Below are 20,071 nucleotides of genomic sequence, written 5' to 3'. Positions count from 1 at the left end.
GCTTGTACCGCTACGCGGTAAACACGTGAACGGGCACCGTAGTAGCCTTTTGCGCGTTTTAGGATTTTTTTGTGACGACGATTCGCCTGTACACCACGTTTTACACGGGCCATAAATTACTCCAAGATATTTTTAATCATTATTAAACGAATCACGATGTCATCAGATAATAGACATCGTTATCAAATTGCAAAGTCAGATATGTTTAATTTAGTCGCTCTGAATTAAATAGCGCTCAATCAAAGATAAATGACGATAGCCTATTAGATGTATGGGCACATACGACGAACTGCTGCTTCGTCAGACTTGTGCACCAACTTAAGACCACGCAACTGGCGAATACGCTTAGGTGATTTCTTGGTCAAAATATGGCTTTTGAATGCTTGCTTACGCTTAAAGCCATTCGCTGTTTTTTTGAAGCGTTTAGCTGCACCGCTTCTGGTTTTCATCTTAACTTTCATGATGAGTTGCCTCTTTGTCTGTGATAGAACCTGGTCGTCAAATAGTTAAGAAAGAATAGTAGATGTAAAAACACGCACTAAACCTCTATTTGCCTCGAGGTGGGAGGCGCTATTTTAGCAGATAGGTCGCTGTTTTGCCAAGGAAAGTTTTGCTCCCTACTCTCACCGACGCTGGTTGCTGGAAATGGTGAATCTTTAAGCTATATTTGTCGTGGAAAATTTTATAACTGACAGCTTAGGCAGTGTAAGTATGTGCAAATCCCTTGCTGCTCATTAATAATTATTTCTTTATCAAAACTCAGCTCAGGTATAATTGTACTTTAATTACTGATTTAACCTATTGAATGCCAGCTTAAGCTGTGTTTAAGTAGAGAGTGCGCGCTGATAAAGCACTCATATACAGGATAGATCGGCTAAATAACCCTTGTTTAGCAAATACTTAGCGGCTTTTTATTACTTTTTACTTATAAGATGACAACAAGATTATGACTTCACGTGCTTGGCTGGCTGCCGTAAATTTTAATGCTGATGGTTTGATTCCCGCAATAGCTCAAGATCATAAGTCAGGACGTATTTTGATGATGGCGTGGATGAACGCTGAATCACTACAACTGACCGCGCAAACGCAGACGGCGGTGTACTTTTCACGTTCTCGTGCCAAATTATGGCATAAGGGCGAATCATCAGGACATACTCAGCATGTGCATGATATTCGTCTAGATTGTGATGCCGATGTGATTGTCCTTAGCGTCACTCAAGCGGGTGGCATAGCCTGTCATACGGGTCGCGAATCTTGTTTTTATCAGCGTTTGGATTTATCAGGGCAGACGCCTGAGTGGCAAACCGTTGATAAAGTCTTAAAAGACCCTACTGATATTTATCATGCCAATGCAGGCGCTGATGCGACTAAAACTAATGATACAGACCCTAAGTCTGCCGCTCATGTTAGTAGCAATCACGCTCAAGCGGATAAGACTTCAATCTTACAGCAGCTAGATAAAGTATTGGCAGAACGCAAACATGCGGATACTGATAGCTCGTATGTAGCAAGTTTGTACGCCAAAGGGTTGAATAAAATACTAGAGAAAGTCGGTGAAGAAAGCACTGAAAGCATCATCGCGGCCAAAGATTTTGCTAATTGCGACGAAAATAGCAACAAAGCGCAATACGATGACGCTCGTTCTGAGCTTATCTATGAAGTCGCCGATGTCTGGTTTCATACTTTAGTCGGTCTAGCTTGGTTCGATATCGAGTCCGATATGGTACTAAACGAGTTAGGAAGGCGCTTTGGTCTTTCAGGTATCGATGAAAAGGCGGCTCGATAGTTTTTTACAGGCTTGACCATTGCCCTGTTTGATTATGGTTGTTTTCACCTTTTCGTCACAAGTGCAGGGTATAATATAGCTCTATTTCGCTTAGTATAGGATGCCAAGGTTTTTATTGAGTATGTTTATTAAATATATCGCTATTCAATAAACTTATAATCGGCATTTAAAGACTGAAAACCAAGATACAAGGATACCTTTATGGGCAGTTTTTCTATTACGCATTGGCTGATTTTGTTGGTGGTAGTGGTGGTGGTATTTGGTACCTCAAAGCTTAGAAATGCTGGTAAAGATTTGGGCGGCGCGGTCAAAGGCTTTAAAGAAGCGGTCAAAGATGAAAATACTGAGCACGCTAAAAAGCAGGTGGTGCTCGATCATGATGGCAATGCTCATCCTGAAGAGCGTTCAACCACCAAGACTGATGACAAGCATAATGTATAGCTTTTAGACAGTGACCTTTTAGACAGTAACATTGGAACATTATGTTTGATATCGGGTTTTCTGAACTACTCCTTTTTGGCGTTATTGCCCTAATCGTCTTGGGCCCAGAAAAACTGCCACAGGCAGCGCGTACCGCTGGGCAATGGTATGCCAAAATTCGCCGTACGGTTTCTACCTTGCAGTCTGAAATCGAAGCTGAGCTTGATTTGGCAGAAACGCGCCAACAGATGCAAAAAGAGCTGGCCAAAATTCGCCAAACTGAAGCCGAGATGCGCCGTGAAATGGCAGAGATGCGCGGCAGTATGCAAGCGTTTGAATCCTCACAAAACCAACACCTAAAAGCAGATCATCAGCCTATCACTGATAAAGCACAGTATACCAATCATCAAGATAATGATAAAAAAGGCGATAGTTCGCTTGTATCACCAAAAGCGTTTGACTATGCCTATGACAGTTATGGGGCAGATGAAGCATTAAACGCGCCTGAGCTGTCAGATACCCAAGGTCATGATGATAGCGATACCCAGCCCATTGCCCCAGCAACGACCCAAAGCCGCATTCAACATATCAGCACCAAACCATGGGAAAATATGTGGTTCCGTCTTGGTGCTTATGATAAGGCAAGGCGTCTGCCGCAAGCGCCCTATTTACCCAACTATAAAGCCGATATTTTATTGAATAGTCCTGCCAACCAATTGCACAGTCCCTTAGCCGAACAGGCGGCTGTTGATAAGCAGGAGCATGATTAATGGGCTTATTTAAACGTCAAAAAAGCCGTCAAGAAAAAGTAACGGATGCTGCCCTTGATACTGATACTGAGACAGAGAGCAATGGCGATATATTAAGCTCACTTGGCGATATGCCGATCACCGAGCATCTCATTGAGCTGCGTCGGCATCTGATTAAGATATGCGTTGCTGTACTGGTGATATTTTTGGCATTGGCTGGCTTTTCACGCGAGCTCTATGACTTTTTGTCGGATCCATTGGTTGCCCAGTTGCCCGCCAATTCGACGATGATTGCTACCGATATCACCTCCAACTTTATGGCACCGATACGCCTGACTATATTTGTTGCTGCATTTTTTGCGATGCCTTATATCTTGTATCAAATCTGGTCATTTGTCGCACCCGGCTTATATAAAAAAGAGAAAAAAGTCGCTATCCCAGTGCTACTGTCTTCTATATTACTATTTTATGCAGGCGTGGCTTTTGCTTATTTTATTGTACTCAAAGGCGTGCTTAAGTTTTTTATCATGTTTGCGCCGCAGAACGTCCTACCGATGACAGATATCGACAGTTACTTAAGTTTTGCCCTTAAATTATTTATGGTATTTGGGCTGACGTTTGAGATTCCAGTGGTCACCTTGCTATTGATATTGACTGGTGTCGTCTCCATTCAGAGCTTAGAAGATAAGCGCCGTTATATTATCGTCGGCTGTTTCGCCGTTGCTGCGGTCGTTACACCGCCTGATGGGGTGTCGATGTTGATGCTCGCTATCCCGATGTGGCTGCTATTTGAGTTAGGCTTGTTTTTGGCAAAAATCTTAATTAAAGAAGAGCGCAGCCTTGATGCAGTTGATGATCTAGAACTGAACAAAGAATAGCGCTACTTATCAGACACTTATTGCCAAAACACTCAATGCGCTAATCTGTTAATATAGCTGGCTTATTTCCAGCTTTATTCCCTATTAACTTTTTTATCCTGTTATGTGCGACTGCAAGTATTTTGCAATCAACATCAATATCAACATTACGATCAGTCAGCCATTGTCTATGCAGTGGCTTTTTTTACCCCCGTTATTTTTGCCCCATTCTAGTTTTTAGGTAGCTTTATTATGTCCGCATCTATGCCAGCTTATATGAGCGATCCCACTGACGAGCAGCTCAGCGCCCTCAATATGGCGATGGATCACAAGTCTTTTAAAGTGGTGGCCTATGCTGGTGCTGGTAAAACAACGACCTTAAAACTGATTGGTGAGCGTTTGCGTGGGCGTGGTTTGTACTTAGCTTTTAATAAAGCCATTGCCAATGACGCGCGCGCGAAATTCCCACCCCATGTAGAATGCCGTACTTTTCACTCACTCGCCTACCGTCATGTCGCCCGTGATATCACTGCTAAGCTATCGTTACCGCGTTTTTCACCCAAACGTTTGGGTGATGATTTGGGTTTACAGCCTGTGCAAGTTCGCAGGCAGATGGATGGGGTTAATAAATATATTACCCTCACGCCAGCCCGATTATCGCGCTTTGTCAGTGATGCTATCAGCAATTTTTGTAGTACACATGCCAGCTATCCTGCCCCAAGGCACATACTGTTTCCAAGCTGGCTTGATGATTCAGATGCTGAGCAATTGCGTGAGATGCTCTACCCTGCCGTTGAGCAGCGCTGGCTACAGTCGATTGATGCACGCCATCCGGCGGGTATCGGGCATGATATTTATCTAAAACTTTGGGCACTATCAAAACCCAGTATCCCAGCTGATTTTATTTTATTTGATGAGGCGCAAGATGCCGACCCATTAATGATGGGGATTTTAACCCAGCAATCGAGGCAAGTGATTTATGTAGGCGACGCCCATCAGCAGATTTATGAATGGCGCGGCGCGGTCAACGCGATGAAAAAACTGCCATTGCCGCAAACCTTATTGACCCAGTCGTTTCGTTTTGGTGAGCCGATTGCTGAGATTGCCAATACGCTATTAAAGGCACTGCAAGAAGATGTGCCATTAAAAGGCAATCCTCATAAGCAGTCTTCTACTGATAAGGGTATGGTTCATAGTAAAAAAGATGCCATCCTTTGCCGTACCAATGCGGCGGCGATGTCACAGCTATTGACGGGTTTAAAGCTTGGCCATAGAGTGGCGCTACAAGCCGATACTGATCGTATGCTTAAATTCTGTCAGGCAGCCGAAAATTTAAAAAACGGCAAATCCGCTTATGGCGTGCCCGAGCTGGCGTATTTTTATAATTGGGGTGACGTCCAAGAGTACTCTGAAACCAATGAAGGTAGCGACCTTAAAACCTTGGTGAAACTGGTCGATGATCATGGCACCAATGTGCTCAGCCAAGCGGTGAATAGTTTATCCAGTATTGAAAATGCCGATTATGTCATCTCAACGGCGCATAAAGCCAAGGGTCTTGAATGGAGCAAAGTACAGCTCGATGACGATTTCTATTATGATGTGACCACTAACGCGGTAAAAATCAGCCCAGAAGAATTACGTCTGCTCTACGTCGCTTGCACACGTGCCCAAAGCAACTTGGATATTCATCATATTAAAGATTTGATATTAGGATTACAGACCGGTAAAAAAGTGATTTTTGGTAATACTTAGTTTTCTTTTTATCTCACATTGTGTAGCTTCATAGTCTCACAATTCATACTCTCCTAGCCTCATAGTCTTTACCGACCTCAATTTATAGTAATAGCCTACCAACCATGAATAACACTCCCTCTTTATCGCAAGCCATGCAAGAACGCCAACACACTATCCAGCGCTTGTTTGCCAATCCAGTTCGTCTTCTTGCGCCAATGGAGGGCTTAACTGATCCATTGATGCGCCAAATCCTTACTCAAATTGCCTCAGACTTGGGTCGCCCTTATGATTGGTCGGTGAGCGAATTTATCCGCGTCACTCAGCATGTCTTGCCCGCGCATGTATTTTATAAATACGTGCCAGAATTACATCATGATGCCAAAACCGCATCCGGTACGCCGATTCATATTCAACTACTCGGTAGTGAGGCGCAACTCATGGCAGACAATGCCGCCTATGCTGCCGAGCTTGGTGCACCTGCAATTGATATCAACTTTGGTTGTCCGGCTAAAACGGTCAATAGCCACCGCGGTGGCTCAGTCCTACTTGACGAGCCTGACGTGATGTATGACATTATCAGCGCCGTACGCCGAGCCGTACCCGTCAATATTCCCGTATCAGCTAAGATTCGCTTGGGCTACACCGATAGCAGTCGCATGGATGATATCAAAGCGGCAATTGCGGCGAGCGGCGCCGATTGGTTGACCATTCATGCACGTACCAAGACCCAAGGCTATAAGCCGCCAGCTTACTGGGATAAGATTCAGAATTTTAATACCTTAGATATACCAGTGATTGCCAATGGCGAGATTTGGAACCGTGCGCATGCGCAAAACTGTATGGCGCAGTCAGGTACAACGCATTTGATGCTCGGTCGCGGCGCGGTCACCCGTCCCGATTTGATTGTGCAGGTTGATGCCAATAAAAACGATATAGAAACAGAGACCGTCTTAGCATGGGAAGATTTAATCATGCATCAGATTAAATTTTTAGAAGGTATCGCAAAAAATGATGTGGTACTGGTTGGTCGTTATAAGCAGTGGTTAGCCATGCTTACCAAGGGCTATAGCGAAGCAAAGATATTATGGGACAGTATTAAAAGAGAGAAAAATAAAGCAGCTATTATTAGCGCACTACAAATAAGTGCACCATAACATTAGCTGCTGTTATCTTATAAATAACTGTATTTTTAATTAGCCACTGCTATCCGCGCTATACGCTAACTCGAATCGCTAAATAAAAGAGCATGAGACAGCAGGCAATAGAAAGCCCCCAAAGAATAGAGCGGAACATCGCTAAATTAGTGATATAGGCAACACAAAAACCTATACGAATCAGCACATATAGCCAAGCTAGGGTATTCACAATCATCTGTGGCACAAAAAACAGCATCGCGACCAATACGGCGGCTAAGAATACTGGTAAAGTTTCATAGCTGTTTTGCTGAGCAGCATTAGCACGCGCCGCTGCACCCGTCGTTGCTTGCAAAAAATCTCGCGGATGAGCATTGTCAGCCAAATTAAAACCGCCAATAGCTTTCGCTGTCAATGCCATTGTTAATGGTAATAGACTTGCTACGACCATCGCCCAAATGGCTGACGCTGCGGTATCAGACACCAGTCCTAAGAATACATTCATCAATAGATTCGCCTTTATCCTGCGATAACTTCAAAGTCATGCGTCACATTGACCCCGCCCTGTACCAACATACGACTCGCTGAGCAGTATTTTTCTGCAGATAATCTGATGGCTCTTTCTACTTGGCTTTCTTTGACATCTTGTCCTGTCACCACAAAGTGCATATGAATGTCAGTATAGACAGCTGGTATGGTTTCAGCACGCTGAGCGGTCAGCTCACAGCGTACGTCCGTCACCTCTTGACGCGATTTTTGCAAAATTGCCACCACATCATAGCTGGCACAGCCACCAAGCCCCAGTAGAATCAGCTCCATTGGACTGGCGCCTTTTTCTTTATCACCATCGATTTGGACATTATGCCCTGATGGCGACACACCCATAAATGCTTTATCTTGTTGCCACGTAACGCTTGCTTTAGATTCTGACATTTTAAATAATCCTTTTTATTTCATCATAGGTTCTTATTTGTTCGATATGATTGAGCCAATATTGGGCCAATATATAACCATAGCTTTATCGATTGAGTACTTTGTCACTGATTGAGATAAGCAAAATATGCCTAGTGTAGCATAAGCCAAAACCTGCTTTAATGAATCAAAAGCTCACATGATGACTTACATTGTTAAGTAAGCACGTATAACGATAAGACACTCAAGCAAAAATCTTAACAACAAGAGAGTTTAGCTAAATAAACCTACAAAAGTCTGCTTAGATATCTTTATATAACTTCTTGATTTTAAATTATTAAAGCTGTGAAACATTTTATAGCAAAATACTGTTACACATTTTGCTCTTTTCTTGGTTTAATGATGGTAATGAATCTTATTTTATCAAAGTATTGATGGCTGTCACCCTATAATAATTATGATCGCTATCACTGTACTTTACTTAAATAAGCTATTTTTAAACATTTTAAAAGGTTACGTCATGATAGATGCAGACGGCTTTCGCGCCAATGTCGGCATCATCTTGGCAAATACACAAGGGCAAGTTCTGTGGGCAAAACGTATTGGTCACAACGCTTGGCAGTTCCCTCAAGGCGGTATCGACCGCGGGGAGACGCCGATGGATGCGATGTATCGCGAGCTCTGGGAAGAGGTCGGTCTACATCCGCGCCATGTCGATTTGCTAGCGGTGACGCAAGATTGGTTGCGCTATCGCTTGCCGAAACGCTATGTGCGTCATGGGCAGTACCCTTTGTGTATTGGGCAAAAACAGAAATGGTTTTTGCTACGCTTAGATGAGCCAAATACCCAACACATCCGCTTTGATGAGGGCAAACCAGAATTTGATAACTGGCAATGGGTCAGCTACTGGTATCCACTCGGACAAGTGATTCACTTTAAACGTAGCGTATATCGTCGCGCTTTACAAGAATTGGTACCTGAATTACCGCTTCAACAAGGTCTTATTATTCCGGAACAAAACAACCATTTGTTGATGGAATAAATTCAGCAATTTTTCATATAATTAGCACAATAATGAATACCGTTAGTGATATCTACTATCATTAGCGGTATTTTTTTTCATTGCACTTTTATAAATAGCTTATAAACAGCTAATGAGAGCATTCACGGCTGATGAGTATCGCTTGAAATCCTGCGTCTTTAGCAGTGTCTCGTTGTAATGTCAAAATACTTTGGGTCCTTGTACCGTAGCTTGGCATAGCATTATTAGTACCCTCAGTAGCAATGCCAGTCAGATTGGCGCTTTCAATATAAATAGACGACAGCGCTTGCTCTATTTTGATATCGATACCGGTATCCGGCAGCTTTTCTACTGCTGCCTGCGTATTATCGGACAGTACCTTAAAAGCCGCGTCTTGCCAGTAGTCAGCTGCGCTGTTTTCGCTAATCAATGGCAATATCTCTTGCCGCAGCCGACCACGTAAGCGTTCGGTTTTAAACCACCCTTCCTCTGGCTGGCCGTTAGAGAATACGTGCAAGCCTGCATATAAAGGGGTTGGGGCATGACCACGGTTATTAACAATCACCGCTTGCTTGCTATCACCGACAATCAAATTAAAGCCAGCATAATCTTGCAAACTGATTTGCCGTGCAAACGCCATTGGGCTAATATTACTGGTCAAAAAATCTGCTACTAATGCACCACGCGAGCGTTCATCATTGCTTGCTTGCACGCCATCACGAAAGTTCAATACCGCGGCCCAGCGACCGTTTTGCTCATAAAAATCATCATAGGGCTGTTGGTGGATGCCAAGCCAAGTGCCGCCACTTTGCGCATCGCGTCCTGCAAAAATAGGCTTATCTGCCCACTGATGGAGTGGCTCTGTCGGACGCTGCAAAAATTCATCACGATTGGACAATAAAACCAAAGGCAGCTCATCAAATAATTGCCAAGCAATGGCGACGATACACATAGTTTTCCTTTTATAAGATTATTAGGTGGTGTTTCAACATAAAAGAGGGTCGTTCAAAATAGCGTTATGCTGGGATAAATTTTTCTCGCTTGCTGTGCGCTTCGCACTCCAGATGCTTCACAAAATTTATCCTAGCAGCACTCCCATCAGCACTGTATTCTTTTTGAATTGAGCCAATTATATGGTTCTGGTTTAACATTAATTCGTGCTTAATTTTTTATCGGCAGGGTAGCTGATTTGATATGTTGACTGCACCACTTGCGCTTGTTTACTGGGCAGATCAAACTCCCATGCGACCATACCTTTATTATCATTCCAATCTTTTTGACTAATCGCTGGCGTGTGTGCCGCAGTGACTTTAATACTGTCATCGCTACTCACCGGCTCAGCGCTTAATACTTGCAAGCGCACGCTGCGATCGTGCTGATTGGTAAATTGATACGCTTGGGTAATGGTTTTGGTTTGTTGACGGTTAAAGACGCCTTTATCACCTTTTTTATCTTCATCCGTCAGCTGTTTTACAAGCAGACTCGGATCAATACCAAAACCAATGCCCTGCTCTTTTAGACTCTGATACTCATAGCGTGATTGACCAATATAGTTATCATCGCGGTATAACTGCAATGAACCATCTGCCCAAGCTGGCGTCAAAAACGGCGCAGATGCATACCAATAAGCGGCGGTCTCGGCACTCGGTGTGCTGCGTAGCCAAAGTTTGCTAGTGCCAGACTGCTCATCGATGACCGTGCGTACGTGCCTGCCGTCACTAGGAATACTGACGCGCTGTGGCAAACGGTACTCGGTAATGCCGTTTTTATTTTGGCTGCTTACCGTAAAGCTCGGCAGAGGCGCCATATTTTCGGCACCACCATAACTATCGCTAGCAGATACAACCACCACTGGAGCCGCGTCCCTCTCCATCATCGGCTGTGCAAACCTAGTCATTTTAGCTTGCTGCTCTTCATATAAGGATAAGCGCTTAACTCTTGGTAGCTGGCTGGTCGTCGTTTGATGAGGATTAACGGTACTTAAAATAATAGGCACATTGTTCCAATTTTCGCCCGTTTGTTGGGCGATGACGGCAGAGGCTGTGATATGAAGCTGTTTATTATCAGTATTTAAACGCGCTTGATAAGTCGGCTCCCAACTGGCGCCCTGTACTTGATAGTGCAATTTCACGCTACTGGCAGAGCGGCTAGCGGTACGTACACTGACTTGGGTGACATTATTTTGTGTCGAAGTTGTACTGCCAGCAACCAGCTGGTTTAAATCATCTTTAGCACGAGCTTGTCGTTTTTGCAGCTCTAGTATTTTTTTATTGATACTGGCAGCTTGCGTTTCTAAATCGCGTGCATTATTGGCAAGCGTGCCAGCAGTAGTGATTTGCGTCACCTTAGTCAGGTTTTGCAAATAGGCTTTGGTCAAGTGCGCCGCTTCGAGTTCAGCACTGATATCCGCTAGATTATTCTGCTGAGTCTGTACATTCGCGGCCCCTTGATACTGGCACTGCGCGGCTTGCTCACCACTCAAAGTTTGTATACTGACCTCACCGATATTGACATTGCCCAGTGCTTGTACACTAACACTGTCAGGCTCGATTGCAGGCGAAAGACAAGAAAAAACCAGCGTCTGCTCACCTGTGCCACTGATGGGCAATGCGCGAGTCACACTGGCTAAGCCTTGATAAATGGTAATTTGCTCGATAGTACTGGCTGCTGCTTGCGCCGTTATAGGTACCAAAATACTAAAACCTGACGCAATGGTAGCTAATAAAAACGGCAATCTGTTTTGCTTAGGGTTTGTTGCTTGCACATCAACTGCACTAATTAACGGTTTATCGTGCAAAAATGATGGTGATGATAAATGAGCCTGCATGATGATTCCTTAGAAGTTGATGCGCTTTTTTCATCTTATCGGTTTTTTTAACGCTTTGCTATTTATTCACTTAACCATACATTTATCATAGTGTTCGCAAGGGATGAATTTTGCTATTATAGACAGCATTTCATTACCAATAATTATGACGACCTTATGATAATTCATCCTCAGTACGATCCTGTAGCGCTGTCCCTTGGTCCAGTAGAAGTACACTGGTATGGCTTGATGTATTTGCTCGCATTTGCCGCAGCTTTTGGTCTGGCTTGGTATCGCAGCAGCAAACGTGACAATTGGACCACCGATATGGTATCTGATTTGGTCTTTTACGGGGCGCTTGGTGTCATTTTAGGCGGTCGTATCGGTTATGTACTGTTTTATCAGTTTGGCGAGCTGCTGCAAAACCCTGCTTATCTATTAAAAGTCTGGGAAGGCGGGATGTCTTTTCATGGCGGTTTTATCGGCGTTATGGTAGGCATGTGGTTTTTTGCTCGTAAATATAAGAAAACCCCCTTCCAAGTATTCGATTTTATTGTCCCTTGTGTACCCACGGGCTTACTATTTGGTCGTATCGGTAACTATATCAATGGCGAATTATGGGGGCGCGTCTCAGACGGTGGCTATAATTGGCTGACCTATTTCCCGCAAGCCGCTGCCTTTGATATGCAGCAGTTACAAAGCAATCCACAGTTGCAAGAGTTGATGATTGAGGTCAATGGTCAGTACGTGTTGCCGCGTCACCCCTCACAGCTATACGAAGCCTTTGCCGAAGGTCTGCTACTATTTATCTTTTTATGGTGGTATTCATCAAAACCACGCCCACGTATGGCCGCATCCGCTGTATTTTTACTAGGTTACGGTATCAGCCGCTTTATCATCGAGTTCTTCCGTCAGCCCGATGCTGACCAAGGCTTTATCTTATTAGGCTGGATGACCAAAGGACAGCTATTGAGTGCACCGATGATTATCGCCGGCTTAATTATGCTGATTTATGCTTATAAGCGTGGTATTTATGATTGGGGTAAGCAAGCGGCCTATTAATTTTGCTATTTATTGAGCAGCACATTAAGAGCTATATTATCAAGAACCATATTCAAGCAAGTGGCGTTTTAAAGCGCAAAAGAGTAATTTTATGACCATGAACAGCTCTATTAGTAAGAACCAGCAGAGTAAAAACGAGCAAGCCTATTTAGACCTGCTACGCCTTGTCATGAGTGAGGGCACTGAAAAAGGTGATCGTACTGGAACGGGCACGCTTAGCCATTTTGGCGCGCAGCTACGTTTTAATTTAGCTGATGGTTTTCCATTATTAACCACCAAAAAAGTTCATCTAAAATCTATCACTTATGAGCTGCTATGGTTTTTAAGTGGCAGTACTCACGTCGATTATCTACAACAAAACGGCGTCCGTATTTGGAACGAATGGGCAACGGCTGAGCAAACTGCACGCTTTAATCGTCCTGCAGGCGACTTAGGTCCTGTTTATGGTCATCAGTGGCGTAATTATGGCGCGAGCAAAAGCGCAGATGGGCAGTATCACTCCGATGGTATCGATCAGATCGCACAGGTGGTTGAGCAAATAAAAACCAATCCTAACTCGCGGCGCTTAATCGTCTCTGGCTGGAATCCGGGTGAAGCAGAGCAAGTCGCCTTGCCGCCTTGTCATACGCTATTTCAGTTTTTTGTCGCGGACAATAAACTCTCCTGCCAGCTCTATCAGCGTTCAGCAGATTTATTCTTAGGCGTACCTTTTAATATCGCAAGCTATGCCATGCTTACTCATATGGTGGCGCAAGTATGCGGACTAGAAGTCGGTGAATTTATTTGGACCGGTGGCGACTGTCATATTTATCAAAACCACCGTGAGCAAGTAGAGCTACAGCTGACGCGCTCGCTTTATACGCTACCAACGTTGACGCTTAACCCTAATGTAACAGATATCTTTGATTTTAAATATGAGGATATCAGCGTTGATGGCTATGAGTCGCATCCAGCAATTAAAGCGCAAGTAGCAGTATAGCGGCTGTCTATTCAGCTATTTATTCGACTTCTCTAAACCATATTTCAACATTAGCAAAGGATAATTTATGAGCTATGCCAACACCGAAGTTGCCCAAATCGCCGCTATCAGTAGCAATCGCTGTATTGGTAAAGACAATGAGCTACCGTGGCATATCTCAGCTGATTTGCAACATTTTAAAAGTATGACAACCAAACCAAATGACGGTGCGATACAAGGTATCGTCATCATGGGTCGTAAAACGTTTGAGTCGATGGGCAGCAAGCCGTTGCCCAAACGTGTAAGCTTTATTATCAGTAGCCAGATAGATTATGCTGAGCAAAAAGGCTTGGTAGGTAGTGAAAAAGCCTATGTCATGCACAATTTAGACGATGCCTTAACCCAAGCAGCAAGCCTTGCACATGGTGCGCATCTTGATACGATCTGGGTGATTGGTGGCGAGCGCGTGTTTAGCGATGCCTTGATGTACACCGACCGTATCGAGCTGACTCATGTCGATACTAACATTCCTGATGGCGATGCCTTTTATCCTGAGTTGCCAAGTGAGTTTGAAGTCGCAGAACAATCTGAGCAAATGCATGATGAAAAAAGTGCGTTAGATTTTAGATTTGTCACGTATAAAATAAAAGGCGCTGAATAATAGTCAATTTTCAAACAAAACGTAAAAAGAGGCTGTCCTAGATAATACTAAGACAGCCTCTTTTTTATGTTCGGATTTTATTATTAGAAATTTAGATTTATCGCATATGACCTAAACTACTCGTGCAGTACTTTATAAACGGTTTTCGCTAATACTGGACCAATTCCCTGTACGCCTGCCAATTCTTGCTGTGAGGCACCGAGCAATTGCTGCATACCGCCAAAATGATTAAGCAGGTCACGGCGGCGCTTTTCACCAAGCCCAGGTATTACCTCTAGCACCGATGATGAACGACGCTTATCGCGCTTCTTACGGTGCGCTGTAATCGCAAAACGATGGGCTTCATCGCGGATATGCATTAATAAATGCAGCGCCTTACTGTCCATAGGCAAATCAAGCGGCTCATGATCGATAAAATGCAGCACTTCAAGCCCAGCCTTACGCCCCTCACCTTTTGCCACACTGATAAGCAAAGTATCATTAAGGATACCCAATTCAGTCAGCACTTCTTTGGCGATACCAAGCTGCCCTTTACCACCATCGATCAGCAATAAATCAGGCAGCGGTTGCTTTTTATAACGCCGCGTTAGCACCTGCTTCATCGCCGCATAGTCATCGCCGCCTTGGATATCATGAATAGCATACTGACGATAATCACGGCGACGCGAGCCGCCTTGATCAAAGACCACGCAGCTACCAATGGTTGCCTCACCCATGGTATGCGAGATATCAAAACACTCGATACGGTCAATGGTACGATCCGTGACCTCAGTCAAGACATCTTTTAACGCCACAAAGCGCGCATGTAATTCCAAATAATCACCAAGTTTGGTTTTTAGCGCATTATTGGTATTAAGCTTAGCCAAATCTAGCCATTCAGCGCGGTGCTCACGGACATTGGTTTTGATAACGACCTTACTGCCAAAATGGCTTGCCAACGCTTCACTCACTGCTAGCTGATCAGGTAGCTCATCACTTAAAATAATCTCCGCTGGCAAGTCATCGGTTACCTGAAAATAAAATGAGGTGATAAACGCTGATAAATTATCAGCAAGTGGCTCACTGCTATCGACATCAGGGAAGTAGTTCTTACCGCCAAGTACACGCCCACCGCGCACCGTCAAGACATTGACACATGTCATACCTGCTTGACTGGCAATGGCTATCACATCTGCCTCCCCTTGCACGGTATAAACAGCTTGCTTAGCTTGTACTTCGCGCAGCATAGAGAGCTGATCACGATAAAATACCGCCTTTTCAAAATCCAACGCTTCAGCAGAAGCTTCCATTTTTTCAATCAAAGCACTATGAATATCGCTAGAGTCGCCTTTTAGGAAGCGAATGGTATTATTGACGTCCTCGCTATATTCTTCTGGCGAGACCAAACCGACACAGGGTGCACGGCAGCGCTTAATTTGATACTCAAGGCATGGGCGCTTACGCTGCTTAAAAAAGGTATTGGTACATTGGCGCATCTGAAACATTTTTTGCATAAGCACCAGTGTTTCCTTTGCCGCATGCGCAGAAGGAAAAGGACCAAAGAAACGCCCTTTTCGGTGATTGCCTTTACCGCGCCCATAAGCCAATCGTGGATAAGGTTTATCCGCTGAAATAAACACATACAGGTAGGATTTATCATCACGTAGTAGCACGTTATACGGCGGACGATACTCTTTAATCAGATTTTGCTCGAGCAGCAGTGCTTCGGTCTCACTACGAGTAATGATGGTTTCGATATTATGTATCCGCGCCACCAGCGCCCGTGTCTTTGGATGGTCAATGGTTTTTGCAAAGTAGCTGTTCACACGGCTTTTAAGCGATTTGGCCTTACCGACATAAAGAATATCACCATTTTTACCAAGCATTTTATACACCCCTGGCAAATTTGGCAGGCGCTGAATAAGATGCTTAAGCCGGGCTTTTTTATCGTCGACAGGACTAGACTCTGAAACATTGACCATAGAATTTATTGCTCTCAAGATACTGATATACAGATGTTTATGGGGCGATAGTGAGCGTTTTACAAGAACCCTTATCAGCTTAGCAATAACCATAAAAAAAGCCAGCATCAAGGCTGACTTTTTTATGAATGACTGTAATGACTGTTTAATAGCAATAACAATGCTACTAGTGACGAAAATTCGGTAACAGTGCTGGGATACCTGGCAACATACCAACGATTGCCATCACCCCTGTTAGTATCACAAAAGTGACTACAGGGATAATCCAGCGGCTCATCTTCGTTAAGCTGGCACTGCGCTCTTTTGAGCCAATCAAACCCAAATTATCAAGCACTAGGGTAATAGACCAACCAAAGGCGGGGTTAACCAGAGCCGATGCAAAGACCACAATAGCCGCAGACTGAGTGGTTTTGCCCTCGCGTGTCATCTCCATACCAGCTTCAAGTAGCGGTATAAAGACGCCAACGATGAGCGCCACACACATGACCGGTTCCCAAATTGCCAAGTCCATCGGATAACCCCAGATACCAGCGATCAGACAAAATAGCCCCGTTAATACCGCACCAGCTGGAATAGGACGCTTGGCAATGGCCGCAGGGACGATATATGTACCCCATGATGAGGCAAAGTTCGCCCCGCCAAGCACAGAGCCTACCACCTGACGAAACGAAGCACTGGTCATGGTGTCATCGATATCCATCAATACCCGTTCAGTACGTTTTGGATAGCTGATCTTTTGAAACACCTGATGACCCAAAAAGTCTGGCGACCACATAGCCACCGCCAATACTGCAAAGGGCAGCACAACAATAAAGCTCTCAACCGTTGGTAGTCCAAGCATCCAGCCGGTGTTTTCACCCCACCAATACATCGGATTCATATTTGGTAGACCGGGTGCGGTTTTAAAAGCAAAGGGCGCGCCCATGGCAAAGGCAACGCCGCCACCCAACAAACAGCTCAGTGGTACCGCTAGCCAGCGCTTTTGAAAATTCTCTAGGACGGCATATAGGATAATTGTCAAAAGAATGACCACAAAGGCAATATGCGCCATGCCGATACCTTCTGCCCATGCAAACAGGTTTTTGACTTGCGAGATAGTACCAATAAAGCCCAAGTACAGCAGCAAACCACCGCACACGCCTTTACTGGTCAAGTTTGCCAAGAGACTGCCGCCTTTACTGATTGCCAACAGCAAACCAAAGGCGCCGATCAGTAAGCCAAAAGCCATCGGGTGACCACCCGCGGCAACGACGATAGGAATAAGCGGAATTAAAGGCCCATGAGTACCCGCAAGGTTGGCAGTTGGTAGCAAAAACCCTGAGAATAAAATAACAAAAAACGCCACGATGAGTAATTCATAACGGACGTTTTCTAGGACAAACGCATCACCCAAACCAAGCGGACCTGCAAAGGTTGCGGCAATGGCACCCACCATCACCACTTTACCAATAGTCGCCGCCATCGCCGGAATCGTATCCTCATATTCAAAACGATAATCACGGAACGGCAGATTAGGTTGCCAGCGCTTGGGCTGCATGATTTGCAGTTCATGATTAAGATAGGCATCACGATTTTTAAAGCTTGAACTAGGCTTATGTAAGTTTACATAGCTGTCTTGCAACTCGTTATCAGAAGGGCTTGATTGCTGCTTAGAATCTATAGGGGGAAGCTGTGTACCACTCATCACATTTCCTTGTGTCGACCGACGTTTTAGTGACTCCATCTTCGCTTACTGCTGTCGCAATAAACGATAAACCACCGAAGAAAAAATGTAGTCATTGTATGTCATGAGACTGTGGAACGCGAATCTATAACAATTCAAATATACTATAAATATAGCTATCATTGATAACCTAAAGTTTTCTATTAAAAAATTTCAAACTTATTAGCTACTTAGTTGCCCAAAAGGTTGCAGATTGTCGTTATCAACTATCAGTCATTAGTAAACATTTTTTGCATCGTTAATCATGCCTTAACGCTATAATCAAGCCCAAAAAAGCACTATTTTATAGTCATGAACGACTGAGGTAAATAAAAGCCAAGTACAAGATATAAAGGAAGTTACGCTTTAGCTCTAGCGCCTTTAACCGTTTTTCACTATGATAAATACCTTTTTTACCCATAATGATTGAATCATAGCAGTCTAAAAATCAAGAAGTACCCTAGGATAAGTTTATGAGTTTACTACCCAAAAATCTTGAGACGCTAAAACGTAACGCTAAAAAAAATATTATGCCATTGCTCACGCCTTATCTGCTCAAGCTGCGTATCAATACTTATGCGCCTTATATCGGTGCTGGTATCAAGATTGAGCACATCAACCTTGACCAAGGCTTATGTGTGGTCACGATGGGACTAAATGGTCTCAATAAGAACATCGTCGGGACACAGTTTGGCGGTAGCCTATATTCAATGGTTGACCCCTTTTATATGCTCATGCTCATGCACCAACTCGGTAGCAGTTACGTTGTTTGGGACAAAAGCTCGCAGATTGAATTTATCGCGCCGGGCAATAGCAAAGTCACCGCCCGCATGAAAATTCCTAGCAATGAAATCAAGACCATTCAAGAACTAGCAAAAGACGGTGAGCCGGTATTTCGTGAATACCAAGTAGATATCGTTGACGATCAGCAAAAGACCATCGCTATCGTCACCAAGACGCTATACATACGCCTACGTAAATACAGCAAATCTAAAGACCAAAACAGCCGTATTGAAAATTTTGAAGATTAAAATTTTAGGGCTAAAGGCAAGCTCTACAACCGTTATTGAAATTTTGATGTAAAACGTGCTGTATGGCTGATGTTAAATGAGATGCATACGTTAGCTGGCAATGTGAACTGACATTATTTGAAGAGTCTGAATTAAAGCGACAGAAACAAAAACCCCAATCTGGCATGCGCACAGATTGGGGTTTTGTCTTTTTTGGTACTACCCGCTTATTTATATGATAAACCTATGAATAAGGGTTTGTATCTACTATCGCCTTACTTTAATCAACTGTAGATCATACAGCTTACTAAAGGTGGCAAGCTTTTGCTTAAATACCAGGTGCAGTTTCAACTGCATCAGGAACGCGAGCATCAGTTTTTGCCTTAACAACTTTAGGCGCACGCGGAGCAAGCTTCTCGCGGATACGTGCTGATTTACCAGAGCGCTCACGTAAGTAGTATAGTTTCGCACGGCGAACAGCGCCACGGCGTTTCACTTCAATGCTATCGATGATTGGTGAATGCAATTGGAATGCACGCTCAACACCAACGCCACTTGAGATTTTACGTACGGTAAACGCTGAGTTTAAACCGCGGTTACGCTTAGCAATTACAACGCCTTCAAAAGCCTGTAAACGCTCACGCTCACCTTCACGTACTTTTACTTGAACCACAACGGTATCGCCGGGTGCAAAGCTTGGGCGCTCAACCAATTGAGCATTTTCGATGACCTGAACCAATGGATGCTTGTTGCTCATGAGAGTTATCTCCTCACATTAGATAATAGAGGCTTGACGCATATCACCTGTTTGTAATAATTAATTATATCTCTTTTTAATAAGACACAACGTAAGTGGGTTATGACAAACGGCCATTATGCTATGACTCGTTTTGTTGTTGCGCAAAATTTTATGACTTAACTGTTTATCTAACTAAGCGTTATCAACGCTGCTTTTTATCTGCTTTTGCCAATGCTTTTAGCCACTTTGCTTGCTCTTGCGTCGGTGTAAACGCTTGCCATAAGTCAGGACGTCGCGTTTGCGTACGTTCGACTTGCTGGGCAAAGCGCCACTTAGCAATATTGGCATGATGACCTGACAGTAACACCTCAGGTACTGCCATACCCGCAAACTCATGCGGCTTAGTATAATGTGGACAGTCAAGCAAGCCATCGACAAACGAGTCTTGCTCAGCTGACTTATCATCACCCATAATATCAGGCAGACGACGTATCACACTATCCATCAGTACCATGGCTGGTAGCTCACCACCCGTTAAGACATAATCACCGAGCGATATC

General features: G+C 44.1%; 20 protein-coding genes and 1 pseudogene. 11 read left to right on the top strand and 10 right to left on the bottom strand.

What is annotated here, in order from left to right:
- Window positions 1-113, bottom strand: a 113-nt coding sequence (locus ABYU67_RS10520) for a 50S ribosomal protein L20 (RefSeq protein ID WP_372844966.1), incomplete at its 3' end; no start/stop codon positions are given.
- Between the two features lie 150 nt (window positions 114-263).
- Window positions 264-461, bottom strand: a complete 198-nt coding sequence (gene rpmI, locus ABYU67_RS10515; RefSeq protein WP_062845610.1) for a 50S ribosomal protein L35 — start codon at window positions 459-461, stop codon at window positions 264-266.
- Between the two features lie 485 nt (window positions 462-946).
- On the opposite strand from rpmI, the gene hisIE reads away from it, so the two are divergent.
- From hisIE to ABYU67_RS10485, 6 genes are all read left to right on the top strand, one after another.
- Window positions 947-1,786: a bifunctional phosphoribosyl-AMP cyclohydrolase/phosphoribosyl-ATP diphosphatase HisIE gene (gene hisIE, locus ABYU67_RS10510; protein WP_372844963.1), complete on the top strand. Its 840-nt coding sequence runs from the start codon at window positions 947-949 to the stop codon at window positions 1,784-1,786.
- Window positions 1,787-1,987: 201 nt separating this feature from the next.
- Window positions 1,988-2,227 (top strand): Sec-independent protein translocase subunit TatA, encoded by a 240-nt coding sequence (gene tatA / locus ABYU67_RS10505; protein WP_372844961.1) that lies wholly within the window; start codon window positions 1,988-1,990, stop codon window positions 2,225-2,227.
- A 41-nt stretch (window positions 2,228-2,268) separates the two neighbouring features.
- Entirely contained in the window at window positions 2,269-2,976 is a 708-nt protein-coding gene (tatB, locus tag ABYU67_RS10500; protein ID WP_372844959.1) for a Sec-independent protein translocase protein TatB, read from the top strand.
- Window positions 2,976-3,833 (top strand): twin-arginine translocase subunit TatC, encoded by an 858-nt coding sequence (tatC, locus tag ABYU67_RS10495; protein ID WP_372844957.1) that lies wholly within the window; start codon window positions 2,976-2,978, stop codon window positions 3,831-3,833. The genes tatB and tatC overlap by 1 nt, the downstream gene beginning before the upstream one ends.
- A 231-nt stretch (window positions 3,834-4,064) precedes the next feature.
- Window positions 4,065-5,564: a UvrD-helicase domain-containing protein gene (locus ABYU67_RS10490; RefSeq protein ID WP_372844955.1), complete on the top strand. Its 1,500-nt coding sequence runs from the start codon at window positions 4,065-4,067 to the stop codon at window positions 5,562-5,564.
- Window positions 5,565-5,668: 104 nt separating this feature from the next.
- Window positions 5,669-6,700, top strand: coding sequence for a tRNA dihydrouridine synthase (locus ABYU67_RS10485; RefSeq protein WP_372844953.1), 1,032 nt, complete (start codon window positions 5,669-5,671; stop codon window positions 6,698-6,700).
- Between the two features lie 58 nt (window positions 6,701-6,758).
- Here the strand turns inward: ABYU67_RS10485 and ABYU67_RS10480 are convergent, their stop codons facing one another.
- Window positions 6,759-7,184, bottom strand: a complete 426-nt coding sequence (locus ABYU67_RS10480) for an MAPEG family protein (protein WP_372844951.1) — start codon at window positions 7,182-7,184, stop codon at window positions 6,759-6,761.
- Between the two features lie 14 nt (window positions 7,185-7,198).
- Window positions 7,199-7,612 (bottom strand): OsmC family protein, encoded by a 414-nt coding sequence (locus ABYU67_RS10475; RefSeq protein WP_372844949.1) that lies wholly within the window; start codon window positions 7,610-7,612, stop codon window positions 7,199-7,201.
- A gap of 499 nt (window positions 7,613-8,111) precedes the next feature.
- On the opposite strand from ABYU67_RS10475, the gene ABYU67_RS10470 reads away from it, so the two are divergent.
- The gene (locus tag ABYU67_RS10470) at window positions 8,112-8,633 is read left to right on the top strand and encodes an RNA pyrophosphohydrolase (protein WP_372844947.1); all 522 of its coding nucleotides are present in this window, start codon (window positions 8,112-8,114) and stop codon (window positions 8,631-8,633) included.
- Between the two features lie 109 nt (window positions 8,634-8,742).
- Here ABYU67_RS10470 and ABYU67_RS10465 read toward each other — a convergent pair whose 3' ends face one another.
- Window positions 8,743-9,564, bottom strand: a complete 822-nt coding sequence (locus ABYU67_RS10465) for an NRDE family protein (protein ID WP_372844945.1) — start codon at window positions 9,562-9,564, stop codon at window positions 8,743-8,745.
- A 198-nt stretch (window positions 9,565-9,762) separates the two neighbouring features.
- Entirely contained in the window at window positions 9,763-11,439 is a 1,677-nt protein-coding gene (locus ABYU67_RS10460; RefSeq protein WP_372844943.1) for a DUF4139 domain-containing protein, read from the bottom strand.
- A 156-nt stretch (window positions 11,440-11,595) separates the two neighbouring features.
- On the opposite strand from ABYU67_RS10460, the gene lgt reads away from it, so the two are divergent.
- The 3 genes from lgt (at window position 11,596) to ABYU67_RS10445 (ending at window position 14,099) form a co-directional block, all read left to right on the top strand.
- Entirely contained in the window at window positions 11,596-12,480 is an 885-nt protein-coding gene (lgt, locus tag ABYU67_RS10455) for a prolipoprotein diacylglyceryl transferase (protein ID WP_372844941.1), read from the top strand.
- 91 nt (window positions 12,481-12,571) lie between these two features.
- On the top strand, window positions 12,572-13,459 hold the full coding sequence (locus ABYU67_RS10450; protein ID WP_372844939.1) for a thymidylate synthase: 888 nt from the start codon (window positions 12,572-12,574) through the stop codon (window positions 13,457-13,459).
- Window positions 13,460-13,526: 67 nt separating this feature from the next.
- The gene (locus ABYU67_RS10445; RefSeq protein ID WP_372844938.1) at window positions 13,527-14,099 is read left to right on the top strand and encodes a dihydrofolate reductase; all 573 of its coding nucleotides are present in this window, start codon (window positions 13,527-13,529) and stop codon (window positions 14,097-14,099) included.
- Between the two features lie 116 nt (window positions 14,100-14,215).
- Here the strand turns inward: ABYU67_RS10445 and uvrC are convergent, their stop codons facing one another.
- Both uvrC and ABYU67_RS10435 read right to left on the bottom strand, forming a co-directional pair.
- The gene (gene uvrC, locus ABYU67_RS10440; protein WP_372844937.1) at window positions 14,216-16,060 is read right to left on the bottom strand and encodes an excinuclease ABC subunit UvrC; all 1,845 of its coding nucleotides are present in this window, start codon (window positions 16,058-16,060) and stop codon (window positions 14,216-14,218) included.
- A 166-nt stretch (window positions 16,061-16,226) separates the two neighbouring features.
- Entirely contained in the window at window positions 16,227-17,744 is a 1,518-nt protein-coding gene (locus tag ABYU67_RS10435) for a DUF3360 family protein (protein WP_372844936.1), read from the bottom strand.
- A 491-nt stretch (window positions 17,745-18,235) separates the two neighbouring features.
- Between ABYU67_RS10435 and ABYU67_RS10430 the strand changes: the two genes are divergently transcribed.
- Window positions 18,236-18,793 carry a DUF4442 domain-containing protein gene (locus ABYU67_RS10430; RefSeq protein WP_372844935.1) on the top strand — a complete coding sequence of 186 codons (558 nt, stop codon included), beginning with the start codon at window positions 18,236-18,238 and terminating at the stop codon, window positions 18,791-18,793.
- Between the two features lie 307 nt (window positions 18,794-19,100).
- On the opposite strand, the gene rplS is transcribed toward ABYU67_RS10430, so the two are convergent.
- Together rplS and ABYU67_RS10420 are read right to left on the bottom strand one after the other, a co-directional pair.
- The gene (gene rplS, locus ABYU67_RS10425; RefSeq protein ID WP_372844934.1) at window positions 19,101-19,529 is read right to left on the bottom strand and encodes a 50S ribosomal protein L19; all 429 of its coding nucleotides are present in this window, start codon (window positions 19,527-19,529) and stop codon (window positions 19,101-19,103) included.
- Window positions 19,530-19,713: 184 nt separating this feature from the next.
- Window positions 19,714-20,071: pseudogene (locus ABYU67_RS10420) on the bottom strand (tRNA (guanosine(37)-N1)-methyltransferase TrmD); the annotation flags it as partial.

The sequence above is a fragment of the Psychrobacter sp. genome, from assembly GCF_041554015.1.
In the GTDB taxonomy this organism is placed as follows: Bacteria; Pseudomonadota; Gammaproteobacteria; order Pseudomonadales; family Moraxellaceae; genus Psychrobacter.
This window is presented reverse-complemented; position numbering and strand designations above follow the sequence as displayed.

Excerpts from the sequence above, each read along its gene's own strand:
- rpmI (WP_062845610.1), bottom strand. The coding sequence starts at position 461 with ATGAAAGTTAAGATGAAAACCAGAAGCGGTGCAGCTAAACGCTTCAAA.
- hisIE (WP_372844963.1), top strand. The coding sequence starts at position 947 with ATGACTTCACGTGCTTGGCTGGCTGCCGTAAATTTTAATGCTGATGGT.
- tatA (WP_372844961.1), top strand. The coding sequence starts at position 1,988 with ATGGGCAGTTTTTCTATTACGCATTGGCTGATTTTGTTGGTGGTAGTG.
- tatB (WP_372844959.1), top strand. The coding sequence starts at position 2,269 with ATGTTTGATATCGGGTTTTCTGAACTACTCCTTTTTGGCGTTATTGCC.
- tatC (WP_372844957.1), top strand. The coding sequence starts at position 2,976 with ATGGGCTTATTTAAACGTCAAAAAAGCCGTCAAGAAAAAGTAACGGAT.
- ABYU67_RS10490 (WP_372844955.1), top strand. The coding sequence starts at position 4,065 with ATGTCCGCATCTATGCCAGCTTATATGAGCGATCCCACTGACGAGCAG.
- ABYU67_RS10485 (WP_372844953.1), top strand. The coding sequence starts at position 5,669 with ATGAATAACACTCCCTCTTTATCGCAAGCCATGCAAGAACGCCAACAC.
- ABYU67_RS10480 (WP_372844951.1), bottom strand. The coding sequence starts at position 7,184 with ATGAATGTATTCTTAGGACTGGTGTCTGATACCGCAGCGTCAGCCATT.
- ABYU67_RS10475 (WP_372844949.1), bottom strand. The coding sequence starts at position 7,612 with ATGTCAGAATCTAAAGCAAGCGTTACGTGGCAACAAGATAAAGCATTT.
- ABYU67_RS10470 (WP_372844947.1), top strand. The coding sequence starts at position 8,112 with ATGATAGATGCAGACGGCTTTCGCGCCAATGTCGGCATCATCTTGGCA.
- ABYU67_RS10465 (WP_372844945.1), bottom strand. The coding sequence starts at position 9,564 with ATGTGTATCGTCGCCATTGCTTGGCAATTATTTGATGAGCTGCCTTTG.
- ABYU67_RS10460 (WP_372844943.1), bottom strand. The coding sequence starts at position 11,439 with ATGCAGGCTCATTTATCATCACCATCATTTTTGCACGATAAACCGTTA.
- lgt (WP_372844941.1), top strand. The coding sequence starts at position 11,596 with ATGATAATTCATCCTCAGTACGATCCTGTAGCGCTGTCCCTTGGTCCA.
- ABYU67_RS10450 (WP_372844939.1), top strand. The coding sequence starts at position 12,572 with ATGACCATGAACAGCTCTATTAGTAAGAACCAGCAGAGTAAAAACGAG.
- ABYU67_RS10445 (WP_372844938.1), top strand. The coding sequence starts at position 13,527 with ATGAGCTATGCCAACACCGAAGTTGCCCAAATCGCCGCTATCAGTAGC.
- uvrC (WP_372844937.1), bottom strand. The coding sequence starts at position 16,060 with ATGGTCAATGTTTCAGAGTCTAGTCCTGTCGACGATAAAAAAGCCCGG.
- ABYU67_RS10435 (WP_372844936.1), bottom strand. The coding sequence starts at position 17,744 with ATGAGTGGTACACAGCTTCCCCCTATAGATTCTAAGCAGCAATCAAGC.
- ABYU67_RS10430 (WP_372844935.1), top strand. The coding sequence starts at position 18,236 with ATGAGTTTACTACCCAAAAATCTTGAGACGCTAAAACGTAACGCTAAA.
- rplS (WP_372844934.1), bottom strand. The coding sequence starts at position 19,529 with ATGAGCAACAAGCATCCATTGGTTCAGGTCATCGAAAATGCTCAATTG.